The sequence below is a fragment of the Streptomyces qaidamensis genome (assembly GCF_001611795.1).
GTDB lineage: Bacteria > Actinomycetota > Actinomycetes > Streptomycetales > Streptomycetaceae > Streptomyces > Streptomyces qaidamensis.
The window spans coordinates 7,782,830-7,795,886 of sequence record NZ_CP015098.1; the positions used below are offsets into that span (position 1 = coordinate 7,782,830).

Here is a 13,057-nt window from a genome sequence, read left to right on the forward strand (position 1 = left end):
GCCAGCCTGTGGTGAAAGTGGGACACCGGCGGGCAGCGCGAGGCGGACATGGCGGACAGAAGCATCCAAGGCGGCGACGGGATCGATACGTTCCCCTTCCCGGTCGAGCTGAGCGTCGGCGGTGTCGGCATGCAGGTCGGGCCGATGGGGACCGGCCGCACCTGGCACGCCGACGCCCCCCTGGAGCGTGTGCACCGCATCGACTTCCATGTCGTGATGCTGTTCGGCGCGGGCCCGGTCCGGCACATGGTCGACTTCACCGAGTACGAGGCCACGGCCGGGGACCTGCTGTGGATCCGCCCGGGGCAGGTCCACCGCTTCTCGCGCACCGGCGAGTACCGCGGAACCGCGCTGACCATGCAACCCGGCTTCCTGCCCCGCTCGACCGTGGAGGCCACCGGCCTCTACCGCTACGACCTGCCGCCGCTGCTGCGCCCCGACGCGGCCCAACTCGCCGGTCTGCAAGCCGCGCTCGCACAAGTGCGGCGTGAGTACGAGGACGCGGCCACCCTCCCGCTGAGCCTGCACACCGCCGTCCTGCGCCACACGCTGACGGCGTTCCTGCTGCGGCTCGCCCATCTCGCGGCGAGTTCGGCCCCGGCCCTGCCCCGGCGGACCGACTCCACCTTCACCCTCTTCCGGGACGCCGTGGAGCGGGACTTCGCCACCAACCACAGCGTCAGCGCCTACGCCGACGCGCTCGGCTACTCCCGCCGCACGCTGGTCCGCGCGGTGCGCGCCGCGACCGGCGAGACCCCCAAGGCCTTCATCGACAAGCGCGTCGTCCTGGAGGCCAAACGGCTCCTCGCCCACACCGAACTGCCGATCGGCCGCGTCGGCGCGGCGGTCGGCTTCCCCGAGGCCGCCAACTTCTCCAAGTTCTTCCACATGCACACGGACCAGACCCCGGCGGCCTTCCGGGCGGAGCTGCGCTGAGGGCGGTGAAAAGGGGCCCCACGCGCGCGTGGAGCCCCTCTTCGCGCGTTCTCAGTGCCCGAAGGTGAACCAGTTGACGTTCACGAAGTCCGCCGGCTGCCCGCTGGTGAAGGTCAGATACACGTCGTGCGTGCCGGTCACGCCACTGATGTTCGCCGGGACGGTCCGCCATGACTGCCAGCCCCCGGTGCTGCCCACCGCGAAGCTCCCGACGGGCGCGTTGCTGCGGCTGTCCAGCCGCACCTCGACCAGCCCGCTGACGCCTCCCGCCGCTCCGCTCGCGACCCGGGCGCTGAACTGCCGGGCCGCCGAGGAACCGAAGTTCACGCCCTTGAAGTGCAGCCAGTCGCCATTGGCCAGCGAGCCGACGTTCTGGCCGCCGCCGGAGTCGGCCGTCGTCTCGGTGATCACGCCGGACTGGCCGTCGTAGGACTCGGCCTGGATGGCGGAGTAGGCGTCGCGGTTCCCGGTCGGCGGGGGTGTGGTGCCGCCGCCGGACGACAGCACCTGCACGTAGTCGACGACCATCGCGTGACCCGGCTGCGTCCCGGCGTCCGGGCCGCCGCCGAACGCGTCGGGGAAGCCGCCGCCCATCGCGACGTTCAGGATGATGAAGAAGCCGTGGTCGGTGGCGTTCTTCCAGGTCGTCGCGTCGACCTGGTTGGCGCGCACGGTGTGGAAGTTGACGCCGTCGAGGTAGAAGCGGATCTCCTCGACGCTCGTGGAGCGGTCCCACTCCATCCGGTAGGTGTGGAAGCCGGCCTGGCAGGAGGTGCCCTGACAGGTGGTCGAACCGCCGATGCCACTGGTCTCGTTGCAGGGGCCGCCCGGGGAGGTGCCGCAGTGCATCGTCGCGAACACCGTGTTCATGCCCTGGGTGTTCTCCATGATGTCCAGCTCGCCGACCGCCGGCCAGTTCCAGTAGTTGCCGCGGTACGGCGCCCCCAGCATCCAGAACGCCGGCCAGTAGCCCTTGGCGGCCGCCCCGGTGACGTTCGGCACCTGGATGCGCGACTCGACGCGGAGCTTGCCGCCGGCCGGGGGCTGGAAGTCCGTGCGGTTGGTCTCGATGCGGCCGGAGGTCCAGTTGCCGGCGGCGTCCCGCCGGGGCGTGATCCGGAGGTTGCCGTTGCCGTCGAGCGAGACGTTGGCCGTGCTGTTCGTCATCGTCTCGATCTCGCCGGTGCCCCAGTTGGCGGGACCGCCGGGATAGCCCTTGCCGGTCGCGTACCGCCAGTCGGAGGTGTTGACGCCGGAGCCGGCGGCGCCGTTGAAGTCGTCCACGAACAGCTGCGTCCAGCCCGACGGGGGTGGAGGCGCGGAGGCGTTCGCGGACGGGGTGGCGACCGCTGAGGCGGCCGCCGCGAGGCCGAGGGTGCTGACGACGGCGACGAAGGCCCGTCGGAAGGGACGGGGTCTGCGGAGGGTGCTTGAGGTTCCGCTCATGTGGGGCCTCTCGGGGAAGGGGGTGAGAGCGCTCTCAAAGTGTCGTCAATGTGCTCCACGCCGTCCGGGGCGTCAAGAGGTAAAGCCAGGAAAAGTGCTGGGGTTGTGGTGTGTGCACAGCTTGAACGCCCGGTGAGCTGCGCGGGAGCTAGGGGTGGCGGCGTGCGGGAGGCGGGTACCTGCGAGAGCGCTCTCAGCTGGTTCGCCGGGACCCGCTTCGCGCTTCTTCGCCCAGTGACGCAGCACGTCGTCGACCATCAGCATCAGGACGACAGCCACACCCATGGTCCACTCCGGAGGTTCGGCCCAGGCGAAGACGAGTCCGGCAGCCCCCGCGAGGACCAGCAGCACCAGCAGCCGCCACCGCGCCCCGCCCGGCCGTGTCATCGCCGGCTCCCCTCGCCGCGTGTGCCGCCGGGCACCCCGCAGAGTCCGACGCACGGCGGGCCGCGACGGTTGTCCGGCCGGGCCTTCGGCACTCCGCGCTGTTGAACACGGGGTCGCGGGGCACTCGGGGTGGACGACGGACTACCGGTCGAGGCAGCAGGAGGCATCCGTGGCCAAACGCCATCACCTGATCCGAGTCGGTCCGGGCGCCGTGTGGGACGTCCTCGCCGACGGCCACCGCTACGCGGAGTGGGTGGTGGGGACCTCCGGGTCCCACCCCGTGCGCGGACAGTGGCCCCGCACCGGCGCGGCCATCCGCTATGAGGTCCGGCTCGGACCCCTGCGGCTCGTCAACGAGACGGTCGTCCGCCACTGCGAGGAAGGCCGCGTGCTGGAGCTGGAGGCCCACGCCGGTGTGCTGGGCACGGCACGCATCGCCATCGAGCTGCGGCCCTGGGGCGAGCACTGCCTGGTGATCGTGGACGAGCATCCCCTGCGGGGCGCGGGCGGCCGGCTGCACAACGTCGGCTTCGAAGCGCTGATCCAGCTGCGCCACCGCACGATGCTGGCCCGCCTGACCAAGCTCTGCGAGTCCGATTCACAGACCCCGGGCAGCGGCCGCCGTCGCCCTCTGGGCCAGGTGACCGTGGGATCCGAGGCGGACGGAGCCGACCGTGCCTGACGCCGTGGTGATCGGCGCGGGCCCCAACGGACTGGTCGCCGCCAATGTCCTCGCGGACGCCGGATGGAGCGTCGAGGTGCTGGAGGAGCAGCCCGAACCTGGCGGCGCCGTCCGCCACGACCGGGGCGTCGACCCCGCCTTCGTCAACGACCTCTTCAGCTCCTTCTACCCCCTCGCGGCCGCCTCGCCCGTCCTGGCCGCGCTCCACCCCGAGGAGCACGGACTGCGCTGGAGCCACGCCCCCGGTGTGCTGGCCCACCCCCTCACCGACGGCAGCTGCGCCGTCCTGGACCGGAACATCGGCACCACCGCCGCGTCCCTCGACACCTTCGAGCCGGGCGACGGAGCGGCTTGGCGGCGGCTGCACGACGTGTGGCAGAACCTGCGCCCCGGCCTTCTGGAGGCCCTGTTCACCCCGTTCCCGCCCGTGCGCGCCACGGCGCGGCTGGCGCTGCGGCTGCGGGCGGCGGGCGGGCTGCGCATGGCCCGCTCCCTGGTGCTGCCGGTGCGGCGCCTCGGAGAGGAGGAGTTCCGCGGCCAGGGCGGCCGCCTGCTGCTGGCCGGCAACGCCCTGCACGCGGACCTCGCCCCCGAGTCGGCGGGCAGCGGCGGCTTCGGCTGGCTGATGGCCATGCTGGGCCAGACCTACGGCTTCCCGGTCCCGGTCGGCGGCTCCGGCGCGCTCACCTCCGCCCTGGTCCGGCGGCTGGAGACCCGGGGCGGGCGGGTGCGCTGCGGGCAGCGCGTCGAGCACGTCGTCGTCCGCGGCGGGCGGGCCGTCGGCGTCCGCACGGCGGGCGGGGACGCGGTGCCGGCCCGCCGTGCGGTGCTGGCCGACGTGTCGGTGCCCGCCCTGTACGGCGAGCTACTCGACCCCGAGCACCTGCCCGCGCAGCTCCTGGACGACCTGCGGCGCTTCCAGTGGGACTTCGCCACGTTCAAGGTCGACTGGGCGCTCGACGGCCCGGTGCCCTGGCAGGCCGAGCAGGCATCCCGGGCCGGCACCGTGCACCTCGCCGACGGCATGGACGAGCTGACCCGCTTCACCGCGCAGATCGCCATGCGGCAGGTCCCGGACCGGCCGTTCCTGATCTTCGGCCAGATGACCACCTCCGACGCCACCCGCTCGCCCCAGGGCACCGAATCGGCCTGGGCCTACACGCACATCCCGCACGAGATCCGCGCCGACGCCGCAGACGAGGGCATCACCGGCCGCTGGGACACCAAGGACCAGGAGCTCATGGCCGACCGCGTCGAACGCCAGGTGGAGCGCTTCGCGCCCGGCTTCCGCTCCCTCGTCCGAGGCCGCCGCATCCTGGCGCCCCCGACGCTGGAGGCGCTCGACGGCAACCTCGCGGGGGGCGCCATCAACGGGGGCACCACCGCGATGCACCAGCAGCTCGTCTTCCGCCCCCTGCCCGGCACCGGCCGCCCGGAGACCCCGCTGCCCGGCCTGTACCTCGCCTCCTCCGGAGCCCACCCCGGCGGCGGGGTGCACGGTGCTCCCGGAGCCAACGCCGCCCGGGCCGCCCTGCGCCGCAACCGGCCCCCCGGTCTGGCCCGCGCCCAGCGGCTCCTCGCACACCGCGACCGCACCGGAGCCAGACGCTGACCCGGCCCCGCCGGGAAGGGGCCGACTCCGGAAGGAAGTGCAGCCCATGAACAGCAGCCCGCTCGCCGAGCGCACCGTCGTCATCACCGGAGCCGCCCGCGGCGTGGGCGCGGCACTGGCCCGTGAGGCCGCCCGGCGCGGGGCCCGGGTGGCTCTCGTCGGCCACGAGAAGCCCGTCCTGGACGCGGTGGCCGCCTCGCTGCCCGGCCCGGCCCTCGCGCTGGAGGCCGACGTCACCGACCTCTCCGCGCTGGAGGCGGCGGTGACCACCGTGCGGGCCCGGCTCGGCCGTCCCTCGGCCGTGGTGGCGAACGCCGGCATCGCCGAGGGCGGCTCCCTGCTCGCCTCGGACCCGGCCGCCTGGCGCCGTGTGATCGACGTCAACCTCACCGGCAGCGCCCAGACAGCCCGGGCGTTCCTGCCGGACCTGATCGGCACGGCGGGCTACTTCCTCCAGGTCGCCTCACTGGCCTCGATCGGCGCCGCCCCGCTCATGAGCGCCTACTGCGCATCCAAGGCGGGGGTCGAGGCCTTCGCGCACTCGTTGCGGGCGGAGGTCGCGCACCGGGGGGTCGGGGTGGGTATCGCCTACCTCAACTGGACGGACACCGACATGATCCGCGACGCCGACCGGTACGCCGTCCTGCGGGAGCTGCGCAGGCACATGCCCCCGCCGGCCCGCCGCGTGTACCCGGTGGAGACGGTCGTCGCCCGCCTGGTCAGGGGCATGGAGCGCCGTCGTACGGCCGTGTACGCACCGGCGTGGCTGCGGCTGGCGCAGCCGATACGCCCGGCCATGCCCCCGGTGGTCCTGCGCGTGGCACGCCGCGAACTGCCCCGCCTGGAGGCCTCGGGCCCGGTCCGCTACACCGGGCCGCTCGGCGCCGGTGGCCTGGCCGACCGTGCCGCGGCGGGGCCGGGCTCCTGACGAAGGCGGTCCGGCAGGCCCGGGCGGGCACGGACATGGCGGACACTGGTCAGCAGGAGAAGGGAGGCCGACCGTGCTGACCGGAGTCCGTGAACAGCTGGGCCAGGCCCTGTTCCGCCGGGTCGCGGGCCCCGGCGGACCCGCGACCCGTGCCCGGATCCACCACACGCCGGGGCCGCGCTGGTTCGAGCCGGACCGCCCGATCCGCACGGTCCACGGCGACGCCTCGATGTTCATCGGCGGGCTGACCGCCCTGCTGCTGCAGTCGCTGCATCCGCTCGCGATGGCGGCCGTCGCCGGGCACTCCGGCTTCCGTGGCGACCCGTGGGGCCGGTTGCAGCGCACCAGCACCTTCCTGGCGGTGACGACGTACGGCACCGCCGCGGACGCCCAGCAGGCCGTCGACCACGTGCGCGGCATCCACGCCCGGATCCGCGGCACGACGGCCGACGGTGTGCCGTACCACGCGGCCGACCCGCATCTGCTCGGCTGGGTGCACGCCGCCGAGACGGACAGCTTCCTGCGGGCCCACGAACGCTACGGTGCCCGGCCCCTGGACGCCGCCGGCTACGACGCCTACGTCACCGACACCGCGCGCGTCGCCGAGGCCCTGGGGGTGACCGACCCACCCCGCGATCGTGGCGGACTGGCGGAGCGCCTGAGCGCCTACCGCCCCGAGCTGCGGGCCACACCCGAGGCCCGGGCAGCCGCCCGCTTCCTGCTGTTCCAGCCCCCGCTGCCGCTGGCCGTGCGGCCCTTCTACGGCGGGCTGGCCGCGAACGCCGTCACCCTGCTCCCGCCCTGGGCGCGCGGGATGCTGTGGCTGCCCCGGGTGCCGGTCGTCGAGGACCTCGCGGTACGCCCCACCGGCCGGGCCCTGACCCGGACCATCCGCTGGGCCATGACCCCGGCCCGGGCGGCCTGAGCGCTCAGGGCTGCCACCCCAGCGCCCGCGAGATCCCGCGCGCCGCCATCCGCACCGCCGGGCCCAGGACCGGCACCTGGGCGTCCGCGTGGGGCACCACGATCGACACGGCGGCGGTCACGGTGCCGTCCGCGCCGCGCACCGGCGCGGCCACCGACAGGGCGTCCTCCGTGACCTGGCGGTCGCTCACCGCCACCCCCGACCTGCGTACCTCGGCCAGCACCCGCCGCAGCCGCTCCGGTTCGGTGATGGTGTACGGGGTGAAGGACGCGAGTTCGCCCTCGCAGTACTCCTTCCGGAAGACCGGGTCGCCGTGGGCCAGCAGGGCGAGCCCGACCCCGGTGGCGTGCAGCGGCCAGCGGGCGCCGATGCGGATGTGCACGCCGACCGCCGACCGCCCCGACAGCCACTCGATGTAGACGACGTCCCGGCCGTCCCGCACGGCCAGCTGCACGTTCTCGTGCGTCGCCTCGTACAGGTCCTCCAGGTACGGCAGCGCGATCTGCCGCAGGGCGAGGCCGCGCGGGGCCAGCGCGGCGAGCTCCCACAGCCGCAGTCCGACGTGGTAGACGCCGGACTCGTCCCGCTCCAGGGCGCCCCACTCGGTGAGCGCGCCCACCAGCCGGTGCGCGGTGGTCAGGCTCAGCCCGGCCCGCCGGCTGATGTCCGTCAGGCACAGCGCCGGATGCTCGTGGTCGAAGGCCGCGAGCACGGACAGCAGGCGGTCGGGCGCGGTGGGGGCGGTCATGGCCGGGCGTCTCCCGGGTGGGCAGGGGGTTTCTGATGGGTTTCCGTGGAAGAAGGAGCGGCGTCCGGTGCGTGCGACCGGCGTGCGCTGTGAACGGTCATGCGGCGGAGCCACCTGTCCGTTTGCGGCGTGCGGCGAGCGGGCGTGCCGGACGCCGTGACGCCGCGGAAATCCATCAGGAGCCCCCTAGATCGTAGGGGCGGGGGTAGGCGGCCGGGCGGTACGGAAGGTAGCGGGGCTCCGCCGTCGGGTCCGCCGCCTCCGCACGGGAGTTGAGGGCACCCGGCGAGGTGTCCCAGCGGCCGGTGTCCAGGCGGTGCTCCAGGGTGTGCAGGGCGGCCAGTGTCTCGCCCGGGGTGAAGGTGCAGTGGCCCGGGCGGTCGACGTAGGCCTGGCGGAGGAGCCCGGCGGATCCCGCCGCCGTGGCGGCCCGCCGGTAGGCGCTCTCCGACTGCACCGGGATCAGGGCGTCACCGGTCGTGTGGATGTTCAGCTGGGGGTCGGTGAGGCGGCCTGAGAGCACGCTGGTGTTGCGCATCCACCGCACCGCCGACGGGTCGGCGGCGATCCGGGGCGCCCGGTCCAGGGCCGAGAGGTCGGTGCGCAAGGACAGTCCCGCCTCCTTGTAGAGCTCCGTCACCTCTTTGTACAGCGGGGAGCGTGCGAGCATCGAGCGGTAGTCGACGCCCGTGTTCCAGGACGGGTTGCCGCCCGCCCGGCTCTCGGCCTCCTGCCGCCAGCTGAACGCGGGCAGCTGGAGCAGGCCACGGACGGCGGCGTACTGGTTGGCCTGGGCCGTCTCGAAGTCCGTGGGCCCCGGGCGCGTCTGCGAAGGGTCGTTGTAGCCGGGGATGTTGTGCAGCGCGGCGGCCAGGGCGATCCGCGCCCGGCCTCCTGGGCTCCGCTGGGCCGCGTCCACCTTCGACGTGAGCGCCTTGCCGGCGGCGACCGCCTCGGCCTGGTCGGCGAACCCCGCGAGCCGCACGCCGGAGTCCGGGGCGAGCAGCGTGCGCAGCGCGAACACCGGGTCCAGGGTGCTGTTCCAGTTGGCGGCACCGCCCTGCACCAGTCCGCACATCGACAGTGAACCGTCGAACCGGCCGGCGTGCCGCTCGGCGAGCACGCTGGTGACGAAGCCGCCGTAGGAGGTGCCCCAGGCCAGCGTCCGCCGGGCCGAGCCGAACTTCTGGGTGAACAGGTCCAGCGTGGCGAGCTGGTCGGGCACCGCCTCCGTGATCGCCCAGCCGTTCGTCGCGTACGAGGAGCCGATCAGGGCGTAACCCTCGGCCAGCAGGGTGTCGCGGGCGGCCGGACCGGGGGTGTTCTGGGCCGGGTTGGGGGCTCCGGCCGGGGTGTAGCCGTGGCTGTAGAGCAGGACCGTGCCGTTGAAGGACGCGGGGACGTCCATCACGTAGGCGGCGCCGGACGGGAGCCGGCCCTCCAGATGGGTGTCCGCGGTGGCGGCCTGCGCGGGCAGGGCGGTCGCTGCCAGGGACAGGCAGGCGGTCGTCAGCAAGGCGAGGCGGATCCTCAACGCGGGGTTCCTTCCAGGGCGGGGGCGGCGGCGGGGGAGTCCAGCGCGTCCGTGTGCGTCTCGCGCAGCCGCCACACGGTGACCGCGGTGACGGCCGCGCCGGCGCACAGCAGCAGCGACACCGGAGTGCTGCCGCCGCCGAAGGAGGCCAGGAGACTGCCGGCGATGAGCGGGGAGAACCCGGCGCCGATCAGGGTCGCGCCCTGGTAGCCGAGGGAGGCGCCGGTGTAGCGGACGCGGGTGCCGAACATCTCGGTGAGCAGCGCGCCCAGAGGCCCGTACATCGTGGACTGGGCGACGCCGTGGCCGAGTGCCAGGGCGAGGATCAGCAGGCCGGGGGAGCCGGAGTCGACCAGGGCCAGCACCGGGAAGGCGAGTGCCGCCGAGGCGACGGCACCGGCCAGCACGACGGGCCGGCGGCCGACCCGGTCCGACAGAACGGACGCGGCGGGCAGTACGACGAGGGCCACGCAGGAGGCGACGGTGACCGCGGTCAGCACCTGCGGGCGGGTGTACCCCTCGTCGACGGCGTAGGAGATCATGAAGCTCGTCAGCAGGGACTGCGCGGTGAACGCGCCGATGCCGACGCAGGCGGCCAGCAGCACCGGCTTCGGGCGGCGCAGCACCTCCACGATCGGCGGCCGGGCCACCGGGTCCCGCTTGACCTGCGTGAACAGCGGGCTCTCGGCGACTTTCAGCCGCACGAACAGGCCGACGCCCAGCAGCACGATGCTCAGCAGGAACGGCACCCGCCAGCCCCAGGAGCGGAACTGCTCGTCCGGCAGGGTGGCGACCAGGGTGACCACACCGGCCGACAGCACGGAACCGAGCGGGGCGCCGAGCTGGGTGAAGCTGGACCACAGGCCGCGCCGGGAACCCCGCGCGTGTTCGGCGTGCTCGACGACCATCAGCATCGCGCCGCCCCACTCGCCGCCGATCGCGATGCCCTGCACCACGCGCAGGACGACCAGCAGCACCGGGGCCCAGACGCCGATGGTGTCGTACGTCGGCAGCAGGCCGATGAGGAAGCTGCCGGTCCCCATCAGGACCATGGTCAGCAGCATCATCGACTTGCGGCCGATCCGGTCGCCGAAGTGCCCGAAGACGATGCCGCCGAGCGGACGGGCGAGATAGCCCGCGGCGAAGGTGCCGAACGCCGCGATGGTGCCGACCGCCGGGTCGGCCCGCGGGAAGAACAGTTCGCCGAAGACGAGCGCGGCGACCGTGCCGTAGACGAGAAAGTCGTAGAACTCGACGGTGGTGCCGAGCAGGCCGGAGACGGCGACGCGGCGCAACTGCCTTGAATCGGAGGAGGCTTGGGGGACGGGCGGGGATGGCTGCACGGTGGGCTCCCTGGGGACGGGGCGCGGTTGGTCCGTGAAGTTATGCATCCATCGTGCAGCCGTCAATCATTTGCACAACATCAGTTCAGGCCGTCCTCGGCGATGCGCAACAGCAGCGCGTGCAGGGTCTCCCGCTCGGCCGGGTCCAGCGGGCCCAGCAGTTCGCCGGTCACCCGCAGGCCGGCCTCGTCGGTGTCGCGCAGGAAGCCGCTGCCGCTCTCGGTCAGGACGACGATCCGGCTGCGGCGGTCGTCGGGGGAGGGGCGGCGCTCGGCGAAGCCCAGTTTCTCCAGGTCGTCGACCAGGCCGACGATCGCGCTCGGGTCGTAGCCGAGCCGCGCGCTCAGCTCGCGCTGCAGGGCGCCGTCCGTGGTGGCGAGGTAGCGCAGCACGGCGTAGTGGCGCAGGCGCAGACCCGACTCCTGGAGGCAGGCGTTGAAGAGCTGCCCCGAGCGCAGGCCCAGCCGGTACAGGAGGTAGCCCGTGTCGGCGTGCAGTCCGCGCATCCACGGCTCGTGGGCGTCGATGGGCTTCGCGGTGACGTTCTGGCGTGTGATGGCGGGCTCCCTGTGCTCGGTGCTGCTTGCCGGTGATTCCAGCATCCCGCACCGGCAGGTCGCGAACAACTATTGACGGCAACAATTATTGCTCTTAGCTTCGATCTCGAAGCCGCACCACCCGCATCAGCTCGTGAAGGGACCCGCCCGTGCCCAGCATCGATCTCTCCGGCAAGGCCGCCGTCGTCACCGGCAGTGGCCGGGGCCTCGGCCTCGCCTATGCCCACGCCCTGGCCGCCCACGGCGCCTCCGTGGTCGTCAACGACGTCGACGAGGCCGTGGCCGAGGCGGCCGTGAAGTCCATCGCGGAAGCGGGCGGCAAGGCCGTCGCCGAGGTCGTCCCGGTCGGCACCACCGAGGCCGCCGAGCGGCTGGTGAACCGCGCGGTCGAGGAGTTCGGCCGGCTGGACGTCCTCGTCACCAACGCGGGCATCCTGCGCGACAAGGTCCTGTGGAAGATGACCGACGAGGACTTCGACGCGGTGCTCACCACCCACCTCAAGGGCACCTTCACCTGCGCCCGCGCCGCCGCCGTCCGGATGCGCGAGCAGGGCGAGGGCGGCTCGCTGATCCTGGTCGGCTCCCCGGCCGGCCAGCGCGGCAACTTCGGCCAGACGAACTACGCCGCCGCCAAGGCGGGCATCGCGGCGATGGCCCGCACCTGGTCGATGGAGCTGGGCCGCGCGGGCATCACGGTCAACGCCATCGTGCCGGTCGCCGCCACCGCGATGACCGAGACCATCCCGGCCTTCGCCCCGTACATCGAGGCCATGCGCGGCGGCGAGCCGCTGCCGGACTTCCTGCGCAAGGGCGAGGGCTTCGGCACCCCCGAGGACTGCGCGGCCCTGGTCCCGTTCCTCGCCTCCGAGGCCGCCCGCGGCGTCACCGGCCAGGCCATCGGCATCGGCGGCGACAAGGTGGCACTCTGGTCGCATCCGCAGGAGATCAGGGCGGCCTACGCCGACGGCGGCTGGACCCCCGCAGCCCTGGCCGACGCCTGGCCCACCTCGGTCGGTGCCGAGCTCCAGTCGGTCGGCATCCCGGCGCCGAAGTTCCCGGAGGCGTGATGGACCCCTCGATGAACGTCGACGACCTGGTCGCGATCGACGTCCACACCCACGCCGAGGTGTCCTCCAAGGGCCACTCCTCCCTGGACGACGACCTGCACGACGCCTCCTCCGCCTACTTCAAGGTCGAGGGCAAGCGGAAGCCGACCCTTCAGGAGACGGCGGCCTACTACCGCGAACGGAACATGGCCGCCGTGATCTTCACGGTGGACGCCGAGTCCGCGACCGGCACCCCGCCCGTGCCGAACGAGGAGGTCGCCGAGGCGGCCGCCGCCAACGCCGACGTCCTCATCCCCTTCGCCTCCATCGACCCCTTCCGGGGCAAGGCGGGCGTCAGGCAGGCGAGGCGGCTGGTCGAGGAGTACGGGGTGAAGGGCTTCAAGTTCCACCCCAGCATCCAGGGCTTCTTCCCCAACGACCGCTCGGTGGCGTACGACCTGTACGAGGTGATCGAGGAGACGGGCACGATCGCCCTCTTCCACACCGGCCAGACGGGCATCGGCGCCGGAGTCCCCGGCGGGGGCGGGATCAGGCTGAAGTACTCCAACCCGCTCCACGTGGACGACGTCGCGGCCGACTTCCCGCATCTGAAGATCATCCTGGCCCACCCGTCCTTCCCCTGGCAGGACGAGGCCCTGGCCGTCGCCACGCACAAGCCGGGCGTGCACATCGACCTGTCCGGCTGGTCGCCGAAGTACTTCCCGCCGCAGCTCGTGCAGTACGCCAACACGCTGCTGAAGGACAAGGTCCTCTTCGGCTCCGACTTCCCCGTCCTCACCCCCGACCGGTGGCTCGCCGACTTCGGCAAGCTGACGATCAAGGACGAGGTGCGGCCGAAGATCCTCAAGGAGAACGCGGCCCGCCTGCTCGGGCTGACGAAACCGTAAGGGGC

At 73.2% G+C, this 13,057-nt stretch carries 13 protein-coding genes; 7 read left to right on the forward strand and 6 right to left on the reverse strand.

Features of this window, described 5'->3' with window-relative positions; translation table 11 throughout:
- Positions 1–48 precede the first annotated feature (48 nt).
- Positions 49–936, forward strand: a complete 888-nt coding sequence (locus A4E84_RS34110) for a helix-turn-helix domain-containing protein (RefSeq protein ID WP_062930231.1) — start codon at positions 49–51, stop codon at positions 934–936.
- 51 nt (positions 937–987) lie between these two features.
- Here A4E84_RS34110 and A4E84_RS34115 read toward each other — a convergent pair whose 3' ends face one another.
- Both A4E84_RS34115 and A4E84_RS34120 read right to left on the reverse strand, forming a co-directional pair.
- Positions 988–2,382 (reverse strand): glycoside hydrolase family 16 protein, encoded by a 1,395-nt coding sequence (locus A4E84_RS34115; protein WP_062930232.1) that lies wholly within the window; start codon positions 2,380–2,382, stop codon positions 988–990.
- Between the two features lie 72 nt (positions 2,383–2,454).
- Positions 2,455–2,769: a hypothetical protein gene (locus A4E84_RS34120; RefSeq protein WP_062930233.1), complete on the reverse strand. Its 315-nt coding sequence runs from the start codon at positions 2,767–2,769 to the stop codon at positions 2,455–2,457.
- A 169-nt stretch (positions 2,770–2,938) separates the two neighbouring features.
- On the opposite strand from A4E84_RS34120, the gene A4E84_RS34125 reads away from it, so the two are divergent.
- The 4 genes from A4E84_RS34125 (at position 2,939) to A4E84_RS34140 (ending at position 6,916) form a co-directional block, all read left to right on the forward strand.
- On the forward strand, positions 2,939–3,451 hold the full coding sequence (locus A4E84_RS34125; protein WP_062930234.1) for an SRPBCC family protein: 513 nt from the start codon (positions 2,939–2,941) through the stop codon (positions 3,449–3,451).
- Positions 3,444–5,063 (forward strand): phytoene desaturase family protein, encoded by a 1,620-nt coding sequence (locus tag A4E84_RS34130; protein WP_062930235.1) that lies wholly within the window; start codon positions 3,444–3,446, stop codon positions 5,061–5,063. The genes A4E84_RS34125 and A4E84_RS34130 overlap by 8 nt, the downstream gene beginning before the upstream one ends.
- Before the next feature lie 46 nt (positions 5,064–5,109).
- Positions 5,110–5,991 carry an SDR family oxidoreductase gene (locus tag A4E84_RS34135; protein ID WP_062930236.1) on the forward strand — a complete coding sequence of 294 codons (882 nt, stop codon included), beginning with the start codon at positions 5,110–5,112 and terminating at the stop codon, positions 5,989–5,991.
- A 73-nt stretch (positions 5,992–6,064) separates the two neighbouring features.
- Positions 6,065–6,916 carry an oxygenase MpaB family protein gene (locus tag A4E84_RS34140; RefSeq protein WP_062930237.1) on the forward strand — a complete coding sequence of 284 codons (852 nt, stop codon included), beginning with the start codon at positions 6,065–6,067 and terminating at the stop codon, positions 6,914–6,916.
- Between the two features lie 4 nt (positions 6,917–6,920).
- Here the strand turns inward: A4E84_RS34140 and A4E84_RS34145 are convergent, their stop codons facing one another.
- The 4 genes from A4E84_RS34145 to A4E84_RS34160 all read right to left on the reverse strand — a co-directional run bounded on the left by A4E84_RS34145 (position 6,921) and on the right by A4E84_RS34160 (position 11,047).
- Positions 6,921–7,664, reverse strand: coding sequence for an IclR family transcriptional regulator (locus A4E84_RS34145; RefSeq protein WP_062930238.1), 744 nt, complete (start codon positions 7,662–7,664; stop codon positions 6,921–6,923).
- A gap of 175 nt (positions 7,665–7,839) precedes the next feature.
- Positions 7,840–9,198 (reverse strand): alpha/beta hydrolase family protein, encoded by a 1,359-nt coding sequence (locus tag A4E84_RS34150; RefSeq protein ID WP_062930239.1) that lies wholly within the window; start codon positions 9,196–9,198, stop codon positions 7,840–7,842.
- Entirely contained in the window at positions 9,195–10,541 is a 1,347-nt protein-coding gene (locus A4E84_RS34155; protein WP_062930240.1) for an MFS transporter, read from the reverse strand. Before A4E84_RS34155 ends, A4E84_RS34150 begins: the two co-directional genes overlap by 4 nt.
- Positions 10,542–10,621: 80 nt before the next feature.
- Entirely contained in the window at positions 10,622–11,047 is a 426-nt protein-coding gene (locus A4E84_RS34160; protein WP_062931721.1) for a MarR family winged helix-turn-helix transcriptional regulator, read from the reverse strand.
- Between the two features lie 200 nt (positions 11,048–11,247).
- Between A4E84_RS34160 and A4E84_RS34165 the strand changes: the two genes are divergently transcribed.
- The gene (locus A4E84_RS34165; protein WP_062930241.1) at positions 11,248–12,165 is read left to right on the forward strand and encodes an SDR family NAD(P)-dependent oxidoreductase; all 918 of its coding nucleotides are present in this window, start codon (positions 11,248–11,250) and stop codon (positions 12,163–12,165) included.
- Positions 12,166–12,176: 11 nt separating this feature from the next.
- Positions 12,177–13,052 (forward strand): amidohydrolase family protein, encoded by an 876-nt coding sequence (locus A4E84_RS34170; RefSeq protein WP_062931722.1) that lies wholly within the window; start codon positions 12,177–12,179, stop codon positions 13,050–13,052.
- Positions 13,053–13,057: the final 5 nt, after the last annotated feature.

Coding starts and splice junctions, on each gene's coding strand:
- A4E84_RS34120 (WP_062930233.1), bottom strand. CDS start 2,769: ATGACACGGCCGGGCGGGGCGCGGTGGCGGCTGCTGGTGCTGCTGGTC.
- A4E84_RS34145 (WP_062930238.1), bottom strand. CDS start 7,664: ATGACCGCCCCCACCGCGCCCGACCGCCTGCTGTCCGTGCTCGCGGCC.
- A4E84_RS34135 (WP_062930236.1), top strand. CDS start 5,110: ATGAACAGCAGCCCGCTCGCCGAGCGCACCGTCGTCATCACCGGAGCC.
- A4E84_RS34160 (WP_062931721.1), bottom strand. CDS start 11,047: ATGCGCGGACTGCACGCCGACACGGGCTACCTCCTGTACCGGCTGGGC.
- A4E84_RS34115 (WP_062930232.1), bottom strand. CDS start 2,382: ATGAGCGGAACCTCAAGCACCCTCCGCAGACCCCGTCCCTTCCGACGG.
- A4E84_RS34170 (WP_062931722.1), top strand. CDS start 12,177: ATGAACGTCGACGACCTGGTCGCGATCGACGTCCACACCCACGCCGAG.
- A4E84_RS34110 (WP_062930231.1), top strand. CDS start 49: ATGGCGGACAGAAGCATCCAAGGCGGCGACGGGATCGATACGTTCCCC.